This is a genomic window from Nostoc sp. 'Peltigera membranacea cyanobiont' 232 (assembly GCF_002245985.1).
In the GTDB taxonomy this organism is placed as follows: domain Bacteria; phylum Cyanobacteriota; class Cyanobacteriia; order Cyanobacteriales; family Nostocaceae; genus Nostoc.
In genome coordinates this window covers 1-16,587 of the sequence record NZ_NOLK01000171.1, presented here as the reverse complement: position 1 = coordinate 16,587, position 16,587 = coordinate 1, and the positions used below count along the sequence as shown (strand labels likewise).

Below are 16,587 nucleotides of genomic sequence, written 5' to 3'. Positions count from 1 at the left end.
ACGCACATAGATAAAAATTAATACCCATGCTGAGACAATTACCAGCGCCCCTAGTAAAATTCCCAGGCTGAGGCCAGGAACTACTAATGACCCCAACAGGGGCTTATTGAATGCGATTAGCAAGATAAAGCCAAAGTAAATAAACATCATGGCTCCACTGAGAATCAGGGATACGCGCCAACGTTCAGATGCGAGAGCCTGGAGAGCCTTTGTGCGATCGTTCATGTCTTCCTTTAGGTTGAGAAGATTAGGTCAGATTGTCTCATTGAAGTTCATTTATGCACAATTTTCTTAAAGATTATTAGTAAATCTATTGTTATTTCAGGTAATAAAATTAACCTTTCAAAGTGATGTAACAAAATAACAAGACAATAGCAGCTCTGTTTTTAGGCAGAGACACATAAAACTATAGATGCAGTTAGACATAAATAAAGCTGATCTATTTGTAACTAATGATTAGAATTGTGTAGTATATTATACTGATATATTTGTTAAAAGCCTAAGTGTATAGTCTTTATATACTAAAAAATACAATAAATACGTAGTTGTCACCAGGTTTTAAAATCCTTCGAGTGTTATGAAATATTTTTTTAAGCTATCAAATCAACTGAGATTAATAAAAGTAGTAAACTTTGATTTCTAAAATATACCAGAAATCACAGTAGCAGATTAAGTAAATCTTCTAATAACATTTATATCAAGAGCTTGTTATTGGACAAATAGGGCATTACCAAAATTTAGTAAAGTATGTTTATCAAAACACTCATCACAGAGCCGATTCTTTTTTTCAGAATCGTTTTAATTGTCATATTTTCCATCACTTTGCATGAACTTGCTCACGGCTGGGTTGCTATGAGCCAAGGAGATAATACTCCACAAAAAACTGGTCATCTTACCCTTAATCCTCTAGTTCACATGGGCAAAGAATCGATTATTTTTCTGTGCCTCATGGGTATAGCTTGGGGACAAATGCCCGTAAACCGATCTAATTTTCGCTCTCCCAAGCTAGGTAATATTTTGGTATCCGCAGCTGGGCCATTATCAAATCTGGCTTTAGGCATTCTATTTATTTTAGTCCTGAAATTTATCTCTAATCAGAGTCTTACAGGGCTTTTCAGTGAGGAATTTATTTACTTAGCGGCTCGGATAAATTTGACCTTATTTCTGTTTAATCTGCTGCCAATTCCACCACTAGATGGATTTCATGTTTTCAGTGAAATTTTTCCTCAGCTAAAGCCACTGCAATATACTCAATTCGGAATTTTTGCAATGATGCTTCTATTTATAATTCCAGAATTTGGGATGGGACTTAGTGATATGACTGATTTAGTTATCCAGTCGGTGCTTGGGGGAGAATCAGCAGCTTCTTAAGTAAAAATAGATTATTTATTCATATATAGGATTACTATTTGATTTTTGAACAAAATTAGGTATTGTAGAGGAGCCAGTGCGTTGCGGAGGTTCCCTCCGTTGTAGCAACTGGCGTTGTGTTAGAACGGAGTTCGTAACGCACTATTATCACGGGTTTGATGCCGTACTCTCCGTGCTAACACATCCTACGGATATTTTCAGAAATCAAACCGGATTCCTATAGTAATTTTATTTTTTGGATAATTTAAACTGACAAAACCCCGATTTTTTAGTACATCGGGGTTCTGGGTTCTTGTTGTTTATGAAATATTTAGGATAGGCACATTTTTACTGTAATATTCAGTTTTGGCATAGATGCTGATGATACTATCACCAACTGCAAAAAAACTGCCCTCTTGCTCATTTTTAGAAAATTGCAAATTTTGGTATTTAGCAGCAGCTTCTTTAGCAGTCATGGGTTTTGCTTCTATTTGCTCTGGCAATAGTCCAGTACAACCAATGTAAAATACCAAAGGAGAAATTTTATCTTGGTAGATATTTTCTACATATTTCTCTAGCTTGTTATTTGCTGCCGTCAAAGCTGCGATCGTTTCCTCTTTGCTGATTTGCTTACCAGTTTGTTTATCCTGAAATAACTTCGCCAAACTATCAGCACCAACTTTCTTAAGAATACCTACAACTATGCCATTTTGTTCAAGCCCAAGAAAATCATCAAAGATTGGTTTCATCAACTCGTCAACTTTCGTAATCTTGGTACGTGATGAAAGTAACCTGTGTCTAACAGCAAGATTATCATTAAATGCCATCTCAAAACTTGGCTTAATGATAATCTCTCCAGTTTCCTTGTCATAAAGACGATACATTTTATTCAGAAACTTGTTAGCAGAATGTAACTTACTTAGGTTTAGAATATCTTGACTGCCAATGTCAATCTTATAGCTCAATCTTGAGTCAAGAGTACCATTAAACAGAGCTTCATGAATGTCTATATATTCGTTGGTTGTCGGAAAGTTGATGTAAGCATTCTTGGATAGATAGTGCTTTTGAAACTCATCTAACTGTGGTGCTATAAATACATCTGACTCCTTTTTCAAGTGAGCAGAAATAATACTAGTAAGCACTTTAATTTCTGCAAGTTGATTGAATAGTCCATCAATACTACTGTAACAACTATCAGAAGCTACAAGCGGTAAGTTATCTAGATGGATAGAATATTCAGTATGGAAGTCAAATTTTTCTGCATCTAAAACACCTTTCTCTTTGAGCAAATCAAAAGCTTTTTTACTACTAATTTTTACTTGTAAGGACTTTATGTTGATTTTGTCATCATTTACAATTGTGTAGTTATTAAAACTATTGAGGTTATTTACCAGCAAACCTGCTACTTCAAGAGTGGGGGTTTGATCTTCAGATTTGGCAAGTCTGACTTTCCGTTTGATAAGCATATTGATAGTAGCAGTATTGCGATTAAACTGAAACTCGCCCATACCAACATACTCAGCATTATCTATATATTCTGTTTGCAGCCAAGGTTGAATCAGTTCCCCACTTTCGTTTCTCACACCTTTAACCCGTTTGATGCCTGTTCTTTGATAATGTTCTTGCAGATGTTTGATGTTGACGATAATATTGTTACGATATTCTGCAAAAATTTTGATTAGTTCTAGCAGACAAATTTGATTATTTGTCATATTGTCACCTTCCATATAAAGGTAAATAATCTGTTAAAGCCACAGTTGAGAATCAGTTCTGCCAAAGGAAAAACTTAAAGGACAAACACACAATAAAATCATGCCAAATGTATGCTAAACAAGGGGAAAAATCTCCTTGTTGAAGGTAAGCAAACTATGGGCGTTTAATTACTACAAACTTTGGGCATTGTCTGCCCAACTTAGCGTTGCAAATCTATATAGTACTATTATACTATATAAAATTCAGTTGTGTAGGCATAGTCCATCGTAGATATGGCTCTGCAATGAGGTGTTATGCTGCGATCGCGGATTTATGCCATACTGCTGGCCCTTTTTAACTTTTGCGCCTCTGAGTGACTTTGTATAAACTCGTTATTTATGCGCCAGGTTTGAAATAATCAAAAAGGCGATCGCCTGAATCTGCGCGAATCAATGCTACAACTACATCTGGTAAGGCGGTTAAACTGGGATAAACTAAATAACGTGGTTCCCAACGCGGACGAAACTTCTCTCTGTAGGCGTGCAGTCCCTTAAAATTGTAGAAGCGATTCAAGTGCCCGTAAAGATAGTGCAATACTCTCTCTAAGCGGCGTGATTCTGGGTTGTCTCCAACTCCTGCAAGGGCAGAAAGACCGAAATTAAAGCTGTCGTAACCACACTCTTTAAAATGTTGAAGCAGGGAAACAAATAAAAAGTCCATTGTGCCATTTTCGATGGACGCGCGATGTCGCATCATGTCAATAGTGGCTTCGTTGAGTTGGTATTCTTGGAGAATGTTGGCAAAGGCGCTGATGTTACCTTCAGGATTATGCACCACAGCAATCTCGCACTCTCGCAGGTAAGCTTCGTCAAACCAACCCAAAGAAAAGTGTTTTTCCGAACCTTGTACCATTTTCAGCCATTCATCACTTACAGATTTGAGCAGGTGCAATAAATCATTGGCGATGGGTGGTTGGTAAAATTCGATTTGGTATCCTAGCTTAGTTAAACGACTGATTGATGGTCTAAAGTTTTTACCGGCTTTACCTTGTAATGTAAAACTTTTCAGGTCAACGATCGCTTCTTCTCCAATTTTGAGTACCTTAAACCCCAACGATCTATAAAGCTCAACATCATCGGGCAAAGTTTGGTAAAAGCCTGGATACCAGTCGTTGCGTTGGCAAAACTGCCAGAAAGCAACAATTGTCTCTTTGCGGTCTTCAATGGGGCCTATGGGATCTCCTAATGCGATCGCACCCCTACCTTTGGGAACATAGGCAATTACACTATTACCAGTAGGACTGAAATAATAACTTTTATCATTTAAAAGTGCGATCGCTGCTAAAGAAGAACGTCCATATTGTTCGACAATTTCTTTTGCTCTTTTTCGCTCATTTGGCGTTGCTAAATTACGCCAAAACACAGGTTGCAACAGCATTACCATTGCGTATGTAATAGTAACTCCGGCAATAATATAAATAGAATTAGCAAAAAATTCTCCAAATTTGCTCTTTGGTTGCAGTCCCCAATTATCCTCAGTGAAGAACATCGCTAAAGTCTGAAGTACAGCTTCACGCCAATTAAAATTTTCTGAAAATTTGCCGTCTAGCAAGTAAAATCCAATAGTTCCGTATGCCAGAGTAAATAGTAAGGCACCAATAAGCACTCGAACTCCCCGTGCAATGGAAGGACGGTCTGATTGCGCCGTGAAAAAATGGCGCATCAAGATTAACTGCACCAATAAAACTCCAGAGAGGAGACTTTCTTCATAGTCCAGTCCCTTAAGCAAGTGGCTGAAAATAGAAATTACTAGTAAACCAATAGTCAGTAACCAGGCTATTCTTTTTCGGCGTAATAAGTTAGTAGCAAGTGTGAGTAAAACAAACCCAGTTAACGCTGCAAATACATGACCACTAGCACGAATATCAAACGGAAAAAATTCTTTCAGCCAGTGATTTCGCCCATATAGGTTAGGTGTCACTGCTGACAACAAATTCACTACTCCGACTAAACCTGTAAGGAAAGCTGCACTCCAAAGTCCAATCTGAGTTTTTAAATTATTGGTCATTAGTCTAAAAGTATTAATTAGAAGTTAGAAGTTAGGAAGTTTTTGCTCTACCACTGTTTTTAGAGGATGTTTAAAAAGTTCTATTGTAGGTATCAAAACGTTCTAGATCCCCCTAAGTCCCCCGATAAATTGGGGGACTTTGACTCCGGTTCCCCCCTTTTTAAGGGGAGCCAGCGCGGTCTTCTCCCAAAGGGAGAGGCTACGCCAAGGGGTCTCCCCAAGTGGAGCGACTGGCGTGGGTTAGGGGGGGATCGCTAGGTGCCTAAAATCACGGCGAAATACTTTTAAAACATCCTCTTAGAGACTAAAATAATAAACAAACCAATTTTACAGGCTGTATTACCTATACCGATTAAGTTTTAATGTTTTGAATTTTCTCCATAACACCTTAATTTTAATGCCTTGTACCAATTCTTTGGGAAACTGCACAAAATTCAGTTTTGGTAAGACTTGGGGCTTAGGCAACTGGTTCTATGCAACCTCACAGCTAATTAGTATTAGCTGTGAGGTTGCGGTAGAACCTGATTTTTAAAATTCTAACTCCTAACTCCTAATTCTTAACTCTTAACTTTTTTAAATTGTTCTCCTACATACGAGAGCGAATCTTTAAGATGCTTGTGGAAGTAGTTCCAGCCTATATCTGCACCTGACAAACCATGACCGCCTGGAAAGGCATAAAATACGTGAGTAATGCCTAATTTGTTTAAGGTTTCGTTGAAAGCTTTGGTCGAAGCCAGCAAATTAGTATCGTTCAGACCTGCATCCAGGTAAACACGTAATTGCTTTCTATCTTCAGGTGGTAGCTGTTGGACGATTTGTTGGGGACTATTTTGTGAACCGCTATTATCGGTAAAATAACCGCTATGGCTAAACAGAATATGAAAGTTGTTAAGATAGCGTAACCCGATATTTAGTGCCCCCCATCCCCCAGAAGACAGACCTCCCAACGCCCAAAACTGGGGTTGTTCTAAAGTGCGGTAGCGCGACTTGACAACCTGCACTAATTCTGAGCCAATCAAAGTCCCCATTTTGCCATTCGGCCCATCAAAGTAATCGGGATCGTATAAAGGACTGGAACCGCGATTATCATTACCATCAGGTGTAATCACAATTGATGGCGGTAATTTTCCACTTTTATAAAGTTCATGTAGTACGTCTAAGACTGCATACTTGTCAGCATAGGCACGGGCATCATCATGACCACCGTGGAGCAAAAATATTACAGGGTAGCGCTTTTGCAGATTTTTCTTATAGCCAGGGGGCAAAATCACGCCGTAGTTGCGGACTGCACCCATCGCTTGGGAGTTGAAGGTTGCTAATTGAAACTTGAGCCCAGTATCTGCCTCTTCTTTGGGTGGGTCTAGTTGTGGCGCACCCAAGATAAATACATAATAATAACCAGCAGAAGTGAGGAGTGCGATCGCTCCTACCAAACTAATTAAAAATTTAGAAATCTTCATATTTATTTAGCGTTCCAAAAAATCACCTCCCTCAGAACTTACTATAGTTAATCTGATGAGAAATGGCAGCAGAGTTTCCACATTGATGTTTTAATCTCAACGGTTTTGCAAAATAGAATTATTTCAATTGGTAATTGCTAATTGTTTTGAATATTTTTACCATCGTTAATACCTAAATTAGTAGCCTTATGTGCATGTGCTATTTCAGCTGATTTAAATTGTTCACCCACAAATGTCAAAGAATCAGCTAAATGTTCTCGCCAGTATTGCCAAGTATGACTGCCAGGAAACTGACGAAACGAATTAGAAACTTTTAGGTTATTTAATACTTTAGAAAAGTTTTTGGCCGCGTCGATTTCTTCAATATCTGATGTCCCAGAATCTAGGTAGATTCGCAACCTTTTTTTAACTGGTGTGGGAATGCTTTTAATATAAGTTATTGGGCTATTTATCGGGCCGCTTTTATCATGAAAATAACCACTATGACTAAATAAAATTGAGAAATGATTCACGTTGTGTAATCCCACATTCATTGCACCCCAACCACCAGAAGATAAACCACCTATTGCCCAAAAATCTGGATTAGTTAGTGTACGATAACGGCTTTGCACAACTTTTACCAACTCATCGCCCACGGCTGTGGAGACTTTACCGTTAGGGCCATCAATATATTGAGGATCCCAATAGGGACTAGAGCCACGTTTGTCGTTGCCATCTGGTGTGATAATGATGCTGGGTGGCAACTTACCTGTAGTATAAAGTTGTTCCACAGTCTTAAGAGCTTGTCCCTTGCCTTGAATAAACCAATCAGTGGGATTACCATGTCCACCGTGGAGGAGAAAAATTACAGGATATCTTTGTTTTGGATTTTGCTCATAGCCAGGGGGTAAAGAAACGCCGTAAGTGCGACTTGCACCCATTAATTGACTATTGTAGGTTGCAATTTTGTAGGTTAAGTGAGTAGCTAAGTTACTAGTACTAGACTGGGTTGGAATCGCGGAAGGCGTTGTTTGTAAATCCTGCTGTTGAGGTGGTTTTGCTACAACAGTTGGAGATAAATTACAGCCAACTAGGGTTAATAGTGAAACTAGCAAGAGATTTTTTGATTGTTTGTAGTTCATTTTTGAAGGGCACTGGACAGTCTGTGCTGGCAACCATCAAGTTTACGCAAGTAATTTGTCAATGTTGTGTCAACAGGATGGAAACTTTGCGACTTATTGTAAGTTAAAAGTCAAGAGTTAGAATAAGTTTGTTTACGATGCTTAAAAAACTGCAAATCAATTTCAGCACACTGTTTGGCTTCTCGTTGCTGGTGCTTTCTTTGTGGGCGATCGCTAGCGAACTGCACGAGTATAATTATCGTGACATCCTCAACTCTCTAGCTGCTATTCCTAAAAGCCGCTTAAGCTGGGCAATTTGGCTCACAGTCTTGGGCTATCTAGTGATGATTGGGTACGATATTTTGGGTTTTAGTTACATTAATCGTTCCCTAAGTTGGAACAAGATTGCTTTAACCAGCTTTATTAGCTCTGCATTTAGTAATACCATCGGTTTTGCTTTGCTGACTGGTAGTGCTATCCGTTATCGATTTTACTCCAGTTGGGGAGTGTCGGCAGTTGCGATCGCTCAAGTAATTGCTTTTGCCAATTTTACTTTTTGGCTGGGGATGTTTGCCGTTGCTGGTTGCTTATTTCTCATCAATCCCCTGAAAATTCCTACTCAACTACATTTACCTTTTGCCACTGTGCGTCCCATCGGCGTAATTTTTCTGCTATTGGTTGCTGGTTATTTGGTAGGAAGTATTTTTGTTAAACAACCGTTAATAATTCGTGGACAAGAATTTCGATTTCCTGATTTTAAGATATCCCTGATCCAAATAGCAATTTCTAGTCTTGATTGGATTTTAGCCGCAGCAGTTCTTTATGCTGTGCTTCCCAGTCATATATCTCTGTCCTATCTGGACTTTTTGGGTATCTACTTACTAGCGATGTTTGCAGGAGTTGTTAGTAATGTCCCCGGTGGTTTGGGAGTATTTGAAACTATAATTTTGCTGATTCTCTCATCCAAAGTTTCGGCTGCGGCAATTTTGGGCTCAATGCTAGCTTATCGGGGAGTCTATTATTTCTTACCTTTGCTAGTAGCATCGGGTTTGCTGGGACTTTATGAAATTATATTTAGAACCCGTAATTTAAAAAATATCAATAAACTGTAAAATTCCGCTTCAGTATGAACACTAACAATGAGATACCCGACTTATCGGATAAGTCGAGTATCTTAGGCTTTCAAATAATTGAAATTTATAAACGCTGTTAATTTCAAATGCGATATCTTCACAACTAGCGGCAAAAGTTCATAATTTTTGCTGAGGCGATCGCTAATCTAATTCCATAACAATAGTAACAGTTAGTTGGAAATTTTGAATTAGATTTTCATAAATCATTATCAAAATTCCGTTTTACAGTTTGAGGATAGAAATAATCATGAAAAACAAAGTATTGTTTGGTGCTATTTTCATGGCAACTTGGGTAGGAACACTGATTCCTAGTGCTTTAGCCGCCTCACCATGTTCTGTGGGACAAAAGGCTGAGGTTCTTTGGAAGCAAGCATGGTATCCAGCAACCGTACTTAAGGTTAATGATGAGAAGTGCTATATTACATACGATGGTTATGATAGTTCCTGGAATGAATGGGTTGGCAATGCACGCTTCCGGGCATCATTTCAAGCTGGAGATTCAGTGAGAATTTTGTGGAAGGGGAAATGGTATCAAGGGCAGGTTTTAGAAGTTAGTAACAATCTTTATAAAATTACTTATGATGGCTACGATAGTTCTTGGGATGAGTGGGTTGAACCTTCTAGAGTAAGCAGATAGAGAATATTTCTGTCGGTTAACAAATTAAATGCCGTCTTAACAAGTTAATATCGCTGGAATATTCAAGGCTATAATCCTCACTGCACCAATGATTATAGCCACTCGCCCTGTATTATGGGGGTTCATTTAGGTTTTGATGCACCAAGTTCTTTGGTTGTCGCTTTCGCTATGGGTTATGCTGTGTTAGCAAAAAAGTATACCTCGACCTCCTTATTTAAAAGCAGATCGGCATATTCTTTGTATTTAGTGGGATAGGCTCATAGATGTAATTCTGTCATTTTGCACAGATTGTGATATTCTGAACTTACAATGCCATTTTTATGGCGGGATGTGGCGCAGCTTGGTAGCGCACTTCGTTCGGGACGAAGGGGCCGCTGGTTCGAATCCAGTCATCCCGATTTGTGCTTGTAGAGCGACAAATTAATTGACCGTGGCGACATTTTATTTGTCAAATAGAGAAAGCGACAAATTATTTGTCGCTCTACTTATCTATAACTGTCGCTGTACAGATAGGTTCATATAATATTACGATCGCTTCATCAAAGGCTTTGCTTGCTACGATTGAATTTGTATAACTCTAGTGGTAAAAGCGGATTGTGACTGTAAAACCAGACTGGTTGCGGGTAAAAGCACCTGGGCGTGAGCGCATCGGTAACGTTAAAGACATTTTGCGGGATTTATCCCTCAATACAGTTTGTGAGGAAGCCTCCTGTCCAAATATTGGTGAATGTTTCAATGCCGGGACTGCCACGTTTTTGATTATGGGCCCGGCTTGTACACGCGCTTGTCCCTACTGTGATATTGATTTTGAGAAAAAACCCAAACCACTAGACTCGACAGAACCTCCACGACTGGCGGAAGCTGTTCGCCGCATGAACCTTAATCATGTAGTCATCACTTCTGTAAACCGAGATGATTTGTTTGATGGTGGTGCATCTCAGTTTATGGCGTGTATTGATGCGGTTCGCTCCGTTTCACCTAACACCACAATTGAAGTACTAATTCCTGACTTGTGCGGTAATTGGAATGCTCTAGAATTGATTATACAAGCTGCGCCAGAGGTATTAAACCACAATACCGAAACTGTCCCCCGCCTATATCGCCGGGTACGTCCCCAAGGAAACTACGATCGCACATTAGAATTATTACAGCGCACTCGGCAACTTTCTCCTAGCACATACACTAAATCTGGGATCATGGTTGGACTTGGTGAAACTGATGCCGAAATCCGCCAAGTCATGCAAGATTTGCGAACTGTTGATTGCGACATTTTGACAATTGGGCAATATCTCCAACCCAGTCAAAAACATTTACAAGTAAATGAATTTATCAATCCAGAACAATTTGCTGCTTGGAAGGCATTCGGTGAAGAAATCGGATTTTTACAAGTTGTTTCTTCACCATTGACAAGAAGCTCATATCATGCAGGGCAAGTCAGGGAATTAATGGAACGTTATCCACGCAGTCAATTTTAGATTTTAGATTGCTAAAAGGATGGGGTGATTGGGGGGAGACTTGATTAATGACTAATTCAAAATCTGTAGCAATTCTGGGTGCAGGTGCTTGGGGTGCATCTCTAGCAAATCTCGCCACAGCAAATGGTCATCAGGTGCGCGTGTGGTCGCGTCAAGGTTCGCAAACTCTCCAAGCAGTGTTAGAAGATGCTCAAATAATCCTGTCTGCGATCTCAATGATTGGTGTCAGAGATGTTACTTCCCAAGTCCAGTCTTTCCCCCTTTCTCCAGAGACAATTTTTGTGACGGCGACGAAAGGCTTAGATCCTCAAACCACCTGTACACCGTCGCAAATTTGGCAAACAGTATTTCCTGACCATGCAGTAGTTGTTTTGTCTGGGCCTAATTTATCTAAAGAAATTCAACTAGATTTACCAGCAGCAACAGTGGTAGCCAGTAACATCCCCGCAGCGGCGGAAGTACTGCAGTTAGTATTTTCTTCTCATCGTTTCCGGGTATATACCAATCCCGACCCCTTGGGGGTGGAACTGGGGGGAACACTGAAAAATGTGATTGCGATCGCAGCTGGTGTATGCGATGGTTTACATCTAGGAACCAATGCCAAAGCTGCTTTAGTCACCCGCGGACTCACAGAAATGGTTCGCATTGGTAACGACTGGGGTGCAAAGACGGAAACATTTTATGGTTTATCGGGTCTTGGAGACTTGTTAGCAACCTGCAATAGTCCCTTAAGTCGCAATTATCAAGTCGGCTACCAGCTAGCTGGTGGTAAAACACTTCAAGAAACTCTTGCAAATTTACAAGGAACTGCTGAAGGAGTGAACACTTGCCAGGTTTTGATGCAACGAGCCAAGCAACAAAACATTCCTGTTCCAATTACTGAGCAAGTTTATCGGTTACTTCAGGGAGAAGTCACACCCCAACAAGCACTTGATGAACTGATGCTGCGAGATATCAAGCCAGAGTACAACTACTAATAGTCCACCAAATTAATTTTCCAAGGTTTGTAGTGAGCGATTTATCGCTCAATTTCAAGCACTGTTCGCGCAGCGTTCCCGTAGGGTAGTGCTTACTACAAACTTTTACAAACCATTATTGAAATTGAGAGGTTAACACGACAAGGGGACAAGAAGAGAGTATTTGATAACTTCCCCGCGTTTTCTATCTCCGTATCGATAGAGTTTTTGGAGTTAACACTAATCACTTCCCCGATATCTATTAGTTCTACTTATACCTGAATAATCCTGAGAAAAAATTGCTAAATCGTCAGGATATTAGTTTTGTAGCCATGTAAATGTGACTATGCCAATTATAAAGATGACATTCACTGAAGGATGTTTATACCGTGTTATAAAAGTTACCATCGAAACCCGTCAAGGTTGAAATGTTAACTAAGTAGTTGAAATATTGAAAGCCTAGCTGCCAATTTGAATAGCTATTGGTTAAATCAAAAATTTAGCAGCCAATTAAGTTCAGTAATCCTGTATCCAATAAAACCATTACAGTTAATTTCTAAAAAAATTGTAATGGAACCTTCAACTATGTTAGTTCATCGTGAATCACGGGAACAATAGCAACAGTTGAATAGCTGACCGTAATCTAAGCTGACCGAAATCTATTGTTACCTGGAGCCATTGAGACGATCTTTATGCCAGCAACATCTTTTTATGCAGATGCCCCCTACAACACCAAAAAGTCCCGCCAGGCTTTGGACTCGGATCTCACGGTTGATGAAAGCGAGTTATCGGTAGATGATTTACATGAGCTAGAGATAGCTTCTGTTGATAATGCTAACTTTGCTGCTAGCACCAACCGCCGGAGTACAGACCTAGTACGCCTATATCTTCAAGAAATTGGTCGGGTTCGCTTGTTGGGGCGAGATGAAGAGGTTTCAGAAGCTCAAAAAGTCCAACGTTACTTGCGGATGCGGATAGTGCTTGCTAACGCCGCAAAGCTTGGAGATGAAGTGATTACGCCTTATCTGAGGTTAATTGAAGTTCAAGAACGTCTGACCTCAGAACTAGGACATCGCCCGTCTTTAGAAAGGTGGGCTGCTACTGCTGACATAATTTTATCCGATCTCAGACCGACTTTGGCAGATGGCAAACGTCGCTGGGCAGAAATTGCCAAGTTGACAGTAGAAGAGTTAGAGCAAGTTCAGTCCCAAGGATTGCAAGCAAAAGAACACATGATTAAGGCTAACCTTCGCCTAGTTGTGTCTGTTGCTAAGAAGTATCAAAATCGTGGTTTAGAATTGTTGGATTTAGTCCAAGAAGGCACACTAGGTTTGGAGCGGGCTGTAGAAAAATTTGACCCCACTAAGGGTTATCGCTTCAGTACTTATGCTTACTGGTGGATTCGTCAGGGAATTACAAGAGCGATCGCAACTTCTAGTCGCACCATCCGCCTCCCTGTCCATATTACCGAAAAGTTAAACAAAATCAAAAAGGCCCAACGCAAAATTGCTCAAGAAAAAGGTCGCACCCCAACTCTAGAAGATTTAGCAACTGAGTTAGAGATGACACCGACCCAAGTAAGAGAAGTTTTGTTACGGGTTCCTCGCTCCGTTTCTTTAGAAACCAAAGTTGGCAAGGATAAAGACACTGAGTTAGGCGAATTACTCGAAACTGACTGTGTAACTCCAGAAGAAATGTTAATGCGAGAATCTTTACAAAGAGACTTGCATCATCTTCTATCAGATTTGACTAGCCGAGAACGCGATGTAATTTTGATGCGGTTTGGTTTGGCTGATGGTCATCCTTACTCTTTAGCAGAAATTGGCCGTGCTCTTGACTTATCGCGCGAACGAGTTCGACAAATAGAATCCAAGGCTTTGCAAAAGCTACGCCAACCCAAGCGTCGCAACCTCATCCGCGACTATTTGGAGTCTCTAAGTTAGTCAATGTTTAAGAGTCATTTGTCATTAGTCATTTGTCATTAGAAAACTACAATTGACAAATGACTAGGGACAAAAGACTGAGTTTATCCCAGGTTAAAAGCCTTTTAGAGGCTTATAGCAAATAATTTGCATTTAATTGCATGAGAGTTTCCCCAAAGCTTTGCTCAGATATCTTGAAGGTGGGGATCGATTAAACAATTCAAAATTAACTCACGCAAAATTTAAAGTCAAGGGATGCAATCGTTACAAGTATCCTAACTATTCGCTGTATGCAAATTAAATGCACTACAGCTTATTACTTGAATTTTGATCGAGATTTGGTGAATTGTTTTTAAATATTTAGTAAGAATTCTCAATAGGCAATGATTGTTGCAAATTGCTCCCAAGATTTGTTATATTCTCAATTAACGAGCTTTGTTGAGAAATATTAGTATGACTGTCTACACAACTACTTCACTCAAGGCAGAACTGAACGAACGAGGCTGGCGATTAACTCCCCAGCGCGAAACGATTTTACACATTTTTCAAGAACTTCCGCAAGGTGAACATCTAAGTGCGGAGGATCTTTATCATCGGCTAGAAACTGATGGTGAAGGGAAAGGGATCAGTTTGTCAACTATTTATCGGACTTTGAAGTTGATGGCCAGGATGGGACTTTTACGGGAATTAGAATTGGGTGAGGGACATAAGCATTATGAGATCAACCAGCCCTATCCCCATCATCACCATCACTTAATTTGTGTTAGATGCAACTCAACTATTGAGTTTAAAAATGACTCAATTTTAAAAATTGGGTCGAAAACTGCTCAAAAAGAAGGTTTTCACCTGCTTGATTGTCAAATGACAATCCATGCAGTGTGTCCCAAGTGCCAACGGGCGCTGATGCCGCTTTAGCACTTGGGTAGTATAAAAAGACGAAACTACTCAAATTAACCAAATAAGGGGAATTTTGAGCAGTGCGTAATTTGCTGTTACTAGAGGCTAGAAACGAGTTGGGGACTGATACTAACAACACCAAAGCGGATGTTAAAAGCGTCCGCTCTTAAGATCCTTGAGGCTAATGCCGTAGAATTCTTGAGCTTGTTTAATCGCTTTTTTGGTGTCATCTGCCATCACACCGTTCAGCTTGCCTTTATAAAAACCCCGCTCTCGTAGTCGCGTTTGGATTTCTAGGGTATTAAATTCGCTTTTGCTAGCAGTATTAACTGAGCTATATAACTTAGCTCGCGTAGTTGGGCCAGCAACGCCACTTGCCGTCAAGAAATTAGCTGCCTGAAATCTGCGTACAGCATCGGCAGTATAGGGGCCATAGTAGCCATTTGGCTCTCCCTCTAAATATCCTGCCTGGATCAATTGTTCTTGGATAACTCTAACTGGCTCACCGCGATCGCCTACACGGAGTTTATCTCGATTGACTACCTTTTTGGGAGCCTCTTCTCCATCGCCGATGCCAATTCCTGGCAATTTACCTAATGTTGCTTGGCCAGCAATTCCATCCACACTTAATTTATAAGCATCTTGGAACCGCTTCACAGATTCTTCAGTAATTGGGCCAAATATCCCCGTGGCGTTCCCGTAATAAAAGCCTGCGACTCTTAAGCGTTCTTGCAAAACCCTGACATTTTCACCTTCATCCCCCTTCGCCAGGTAGTTGGGATTACGGCGCTGGGTAGTTGCTGAACTAGTAGTGCTGGGCTTTTTGGTTTGTTGTGTACTTACAACAGTGGCTTTTTTAGCTTGTGTAGTCGTAGTACTAGGCTTTTTAGCTTGCCAGCTTTCTAATTTTTGCAGGGTGCTCGATCCAACAATGCCATCCACTGGTAAACCAGCAGCCTTTTGGAAGCGCCGCACAGCTTCTTGTGTGGATACGTCATATACTTGGGTAACAGAAGCTTGGTAAAAACCTGCTGTTCTCAACTTTTGTTGGAGATTCCTGACAGAAGGGCCTCGATCGCCTTTTTCCAGTGCTATGACGCTGCTGACAGCGCCAAGAATAGATAAGGACAGAGCAAGGGGCAACATATACTTCCAAGCCCTACCAGAAAGCCGTTTCCAGTCTGGTGCAGCTGCTTTGTTAAACAAAGAACTGAGGGAGACCAATTCACTGGGTGTACTGTCTTCGTAGGCGAAAGCTAGGTGCAAATACGCAAGATTTTCCATATTTGTTTCCTACACCATTGATTTTTCTTCGATAACTGCTTCAGCTTGATGTACTAGGTTCCTCAAAGCTTCTAATGTTCCTATATTTACATCCTCCCACAAATTGCGCTTGTGTGCTTCTAATAATTTTTCAGCAATATCACGCAGTGCGTAAGGATTCTTTTGCTGAATAAATTCTGACACAACTGGATCGAGCAAGTAAGCTTCTACTATGCCTTGATACATATAATCTTCTACACATTTAGCTGTTGCATCGTAGGCGAATAAAAAATCTACCGTCGCCGCCATCTCAAAGGCTCCCTTGTAACCGTGGCGCATTACTCCTGCAATCCACTTGGGATTAACTACGCGAGAACGATACACCCGTGAAATCTCTTCTTTCAGTTGACGGACTCGTGGTTGAGCGGGTATGGAATTATCACCAAAATAAGTTTGGGGATTTTTTCCCTGTAGAGAACGCACCGCAGCTGTTAAACCACCCTGAAATTGGTAATAATCATCAGAATCGAGTAAGTCGTGTTCGCGGTTATCTTGATTGTGCAGGACAACTTGCATTTGAGATAAGCGTTGTTTGAAGGCTTCGGTATTGGGGATTGGGAATTGGGGATTGGGGA

Annotated in this window: 14 protein-coding genes and 1 tRNA gene; 8 read left to right on the top strand and 7 right to left on the bottom strand. The window is 40.4% G+C overall.

Annotated features, from left to right (window positions below; genetic code table 11):
• Nucleotides 1–225, bottom strand: a 225-nt coding sequence (locus CDG79_RS33675; protein WP_094345994.1) for a DUF485 domain-containing protein, incomplete at its 3' end; no start/stop codon positions are given.
• A 522-nt stretch (nucleotides 226–747) separates the two neighbouring features.
• On the opposite strand from CDG79_RS33675, the gene CDG79_RS33670 reads away from it, so the two are divergent.
• Nucleotides 748–1,371, top strand: a complete 624-nt coding sequence (locus CDG79_RS33670; RefSeq protein ID WP_094345993.1) for a site-2 protease family protein — start codon at nucleotides 748–750, stop codon at nucleotides 1,369–1,371.
• A gap of 299 nt (nucleotides 1,372–1,670) precedes the next feature.
• Here CDG79_RS33670 and CDG79_RS33665 read toward each other — a convergent pair whose 3' ends face one another.
• The 4 genes from CDG79_RS33665 to CDG79_RS33645 form a co-directional block, all read right to left on the bottom strand.
• On the bottom strand, nucleotides 1,671–3,062 hold the full coding sequence (locus CDG79_RS33665) for a hypothetical protein (protein WP_223278501.1): 1,392 nt from the start codon (nucleotides 3,060–3,062) through the stop codon (nucleotides 1,671–1,673).
• Nucleotides 3,063–3,438: 376 nt separating this feature from the next.
• Nucleotides 3,439–5,109: a phosphatidylglycerol lysyltransferase domain-containing protein gene (locus CDG79_RS33660; protein WP_094345991.1), complete on the bottom strand. Its 1,671-nt coding sequence runs from the start codon at nucleotides 5,107–5,109 to the stop codon at nucleotides 3,439–3,441.
• Nucleotides 5,110–5,666: 557 nt separating this feature from the next.
• Nucleotides 5,667–6,569 (bottom strand): alpha/beta hydrolase, encoded by a 903-nt coding sequence (locus CDG79_RS33650; protein WP_094345989.1) that lies wholly within the window; start codon nucleotides 6,567–6,569, stop codon nucleotides 5,667–5,669.
• 137 nt (nucleotides 6,570–6,706) lie between these two features.
• A complete protein-coding gene (locus tag CDG79_RS33645; RefSeq protein WP_094345988.1) occupies nucleotides 6,707–7,690 on the bottom strand; it encodes an alpha/beta hydrolase in 984 nt (327 codons plus the stop codon).
• A 137-nt stretch (nucleotides 7,691–7,827) separates the two neighbouring features.
• Here CDG79_RS33645 and CDG79_RS33640 point away from each other — a divergent pair, with 137 nt between their 5' ends.
• From CDG79_RS33640 to CDG79_RS33610, 7 genes are all read left to right on the top strand, one after another.
• Nucleotides 7,828–8,781: a lysylphosphatidylglycerol synthase domain-containing protein gene (locus CDG79_RS33640; protein ID WP_094345987.1), complete on the top strand. Its 954-nt coding sequence runs from the start codon at nucleotides 7,828–7,830 to the stop codon at nucleotides 8,779–8,781.
• A gap of 268 nt (nucleotides 8,782–9,049) precedes the next feature.
• Nucleotides 9,050–9,439: an agenet domain-containing protein gene (locus CDG79_RS33635; protein WP_094345986.1), complete on the top strand. Its 390-nt coding sequence runs from the start codon at nucleotides 9,050–9,052 to the stop codon at nucleotides 9,437–9,439.
• 324 nt (nucleotides 9,440–9,763) lie between these two features.
• Nucleotides 9,764–9,837, top strand: a tRNA-Pro gene (locus CDG79_RS33630).
• A 198-nt stretch (nucleotides 9,838–10,035) separates the two neighbouring features.
• Entirely contained in the window at nucleotides 10,036–10,914 is an 879-nt protein-coding gene (gene lipA, locus CDG79_RS33625; protein ID WP_094345985.1) for a lipoyl synthase, read from the top strand.
• Between the two features lie 47 nt (nucleotides 10,915–10,961).
• Nucleotides 10,962–11,891, top strand: coding sequence for an NAD(P)H-dependent glycerol-3-phosphate dehydrogenase (locus tag CDG79_RS33620; protein WP_094345984.1), 930 nt, complete (start codon nucleotides 10,962–10,964; stop codon nucleotides 11,889–11,891).
• Between the two features lie 671 nt (nucleotides 11,892–12,562).
• Nucleotides 12,563–13,813, top strand: a complete 1,251-nt coding sequence (gene sigC / locus CDG79_RS33615) for an RNA polymerase sigma factor SigC (protein WP_094345983.1) — start codon at nucleotides 12,563–12,565, stop codon at nucleotides 13,811–13,813.
• Nucleotides 13,814–14,245: 432 nt separating this feature from the next.
• Nucleotides 14,246–14,707, top strand: coding sequence for a Fur family transcriptional regulator (locus tag CDG79_RS33610; RefSeq protein WP_094333151.1), 462 nt, complete (start codon nucleotides 14,246–14,248; stop codon nucleotides 14,705–14,707).
• 132 nt (nucleotides 14,708–14,839) lie between these two features.
• Here CDG79_RS33610 and CDG79_RS33605 read toward each other — a convergent pair whose 3' ends face one another.
• Together CDG79_RS33605 and CDG79_RS33600 are read right to left on the bottom strand one after the other, a co-directional pair.
• Nucleotides 14,840–15,973, bottom strand: a complete 1,134-nt coding sequence (locus CDG79_RS33605; RefSeq protein ID WP_094345982.1) for a peptidoglycan-binding domain-containing protein — start codon at nucleotides 15,971–15,973, stop codon at nucleotides 14,840–14,842.
• A 9-nt stretch (nucleotides 15,974–15,982) separates the two neighbouring features.
• Nucleotides 15,983–16,587 (bottom strand): cobaltochelatase subunit CobN (locus tag CDG79_RS33600; protein ID WP_189525223.1); only part of this gene is annotated, 605 nt, incomplete at its 5' end.

Coding starts and splice junctions, on each gene's coding strand:
- CDG79_RS33620 (WP_094345984.1), top strand. CDS start 10,962: ATGACTAATTCAAAATCTGTAGCAATTCTGGGTGCAGGTGCTTGGGGT.
- CDG79_RS33665 (WP_223278501.1), bottom strand. CDS start 3,062: ATGACAAATAATCAAATTTGTCTGCTAGAACTAATCAAAATTTTTGCA.
- sigC (WP_094345983.1), top strand. CDS start 12,563: ATGCCAGCAACATCTTTTTATGCAGATGCCCCCTACAACACCAAAAAG.
- CDG79_RS33670 (WP_094345993.1), top strand. CDS start 748: ATGTTTATCAAAACACTCATCACAGAGCCGATTCTTTTTTTCAGAATC.
- CDG79_RS33605 (WP_094345982.1), bottom strand. CDS start 15,973: ATGGAAAATCTTGCGTATTTGCACCTAGCTTTCGCCTACGAAGACAGT.
- CDG79_RS33610 (WP_094333151.1), top strand. CDS start 14,246: ATGACTGTCTACACAACTACTTCACTCAAGGCAGAACTGAACGAACGA.
- CDG79_RS33635 (WP_094345986.1), top strand. CDS start 9,050: ATGAAAAACAAAGTATTGTTTGGTGCTATTTTCATGGCAACTTGGGTA.
- CDG79_RS33650 (WP_094345989.1), bottom strand. CDS start 6,569: ATGAAGATTTCTAAATTTTTAATTAGTTTGGTAGGAGCGATCGCACTC.
- CDG79_RS33645 (WP_094345988.1), bottom strand. CDS start 7,690: ATGAACTACAAACAATCAAAAAATCTCTTGCTAGTTTCACTATTAACC.
- CDG79_RS33640 (WP_094345987.1), top strand. CDS start 7,828: ATGCTTAAAAAACTGCAAATCAATTTCAGCACACTGTTTGGCTTCTCG.
- CDG79_RS33660 (WP_094345991.1), bottom strand. CDS start 5,109: ATGACCAATAATTTAAAAACTCAGATTGGACTTTGGAGTGCAGCTTTC.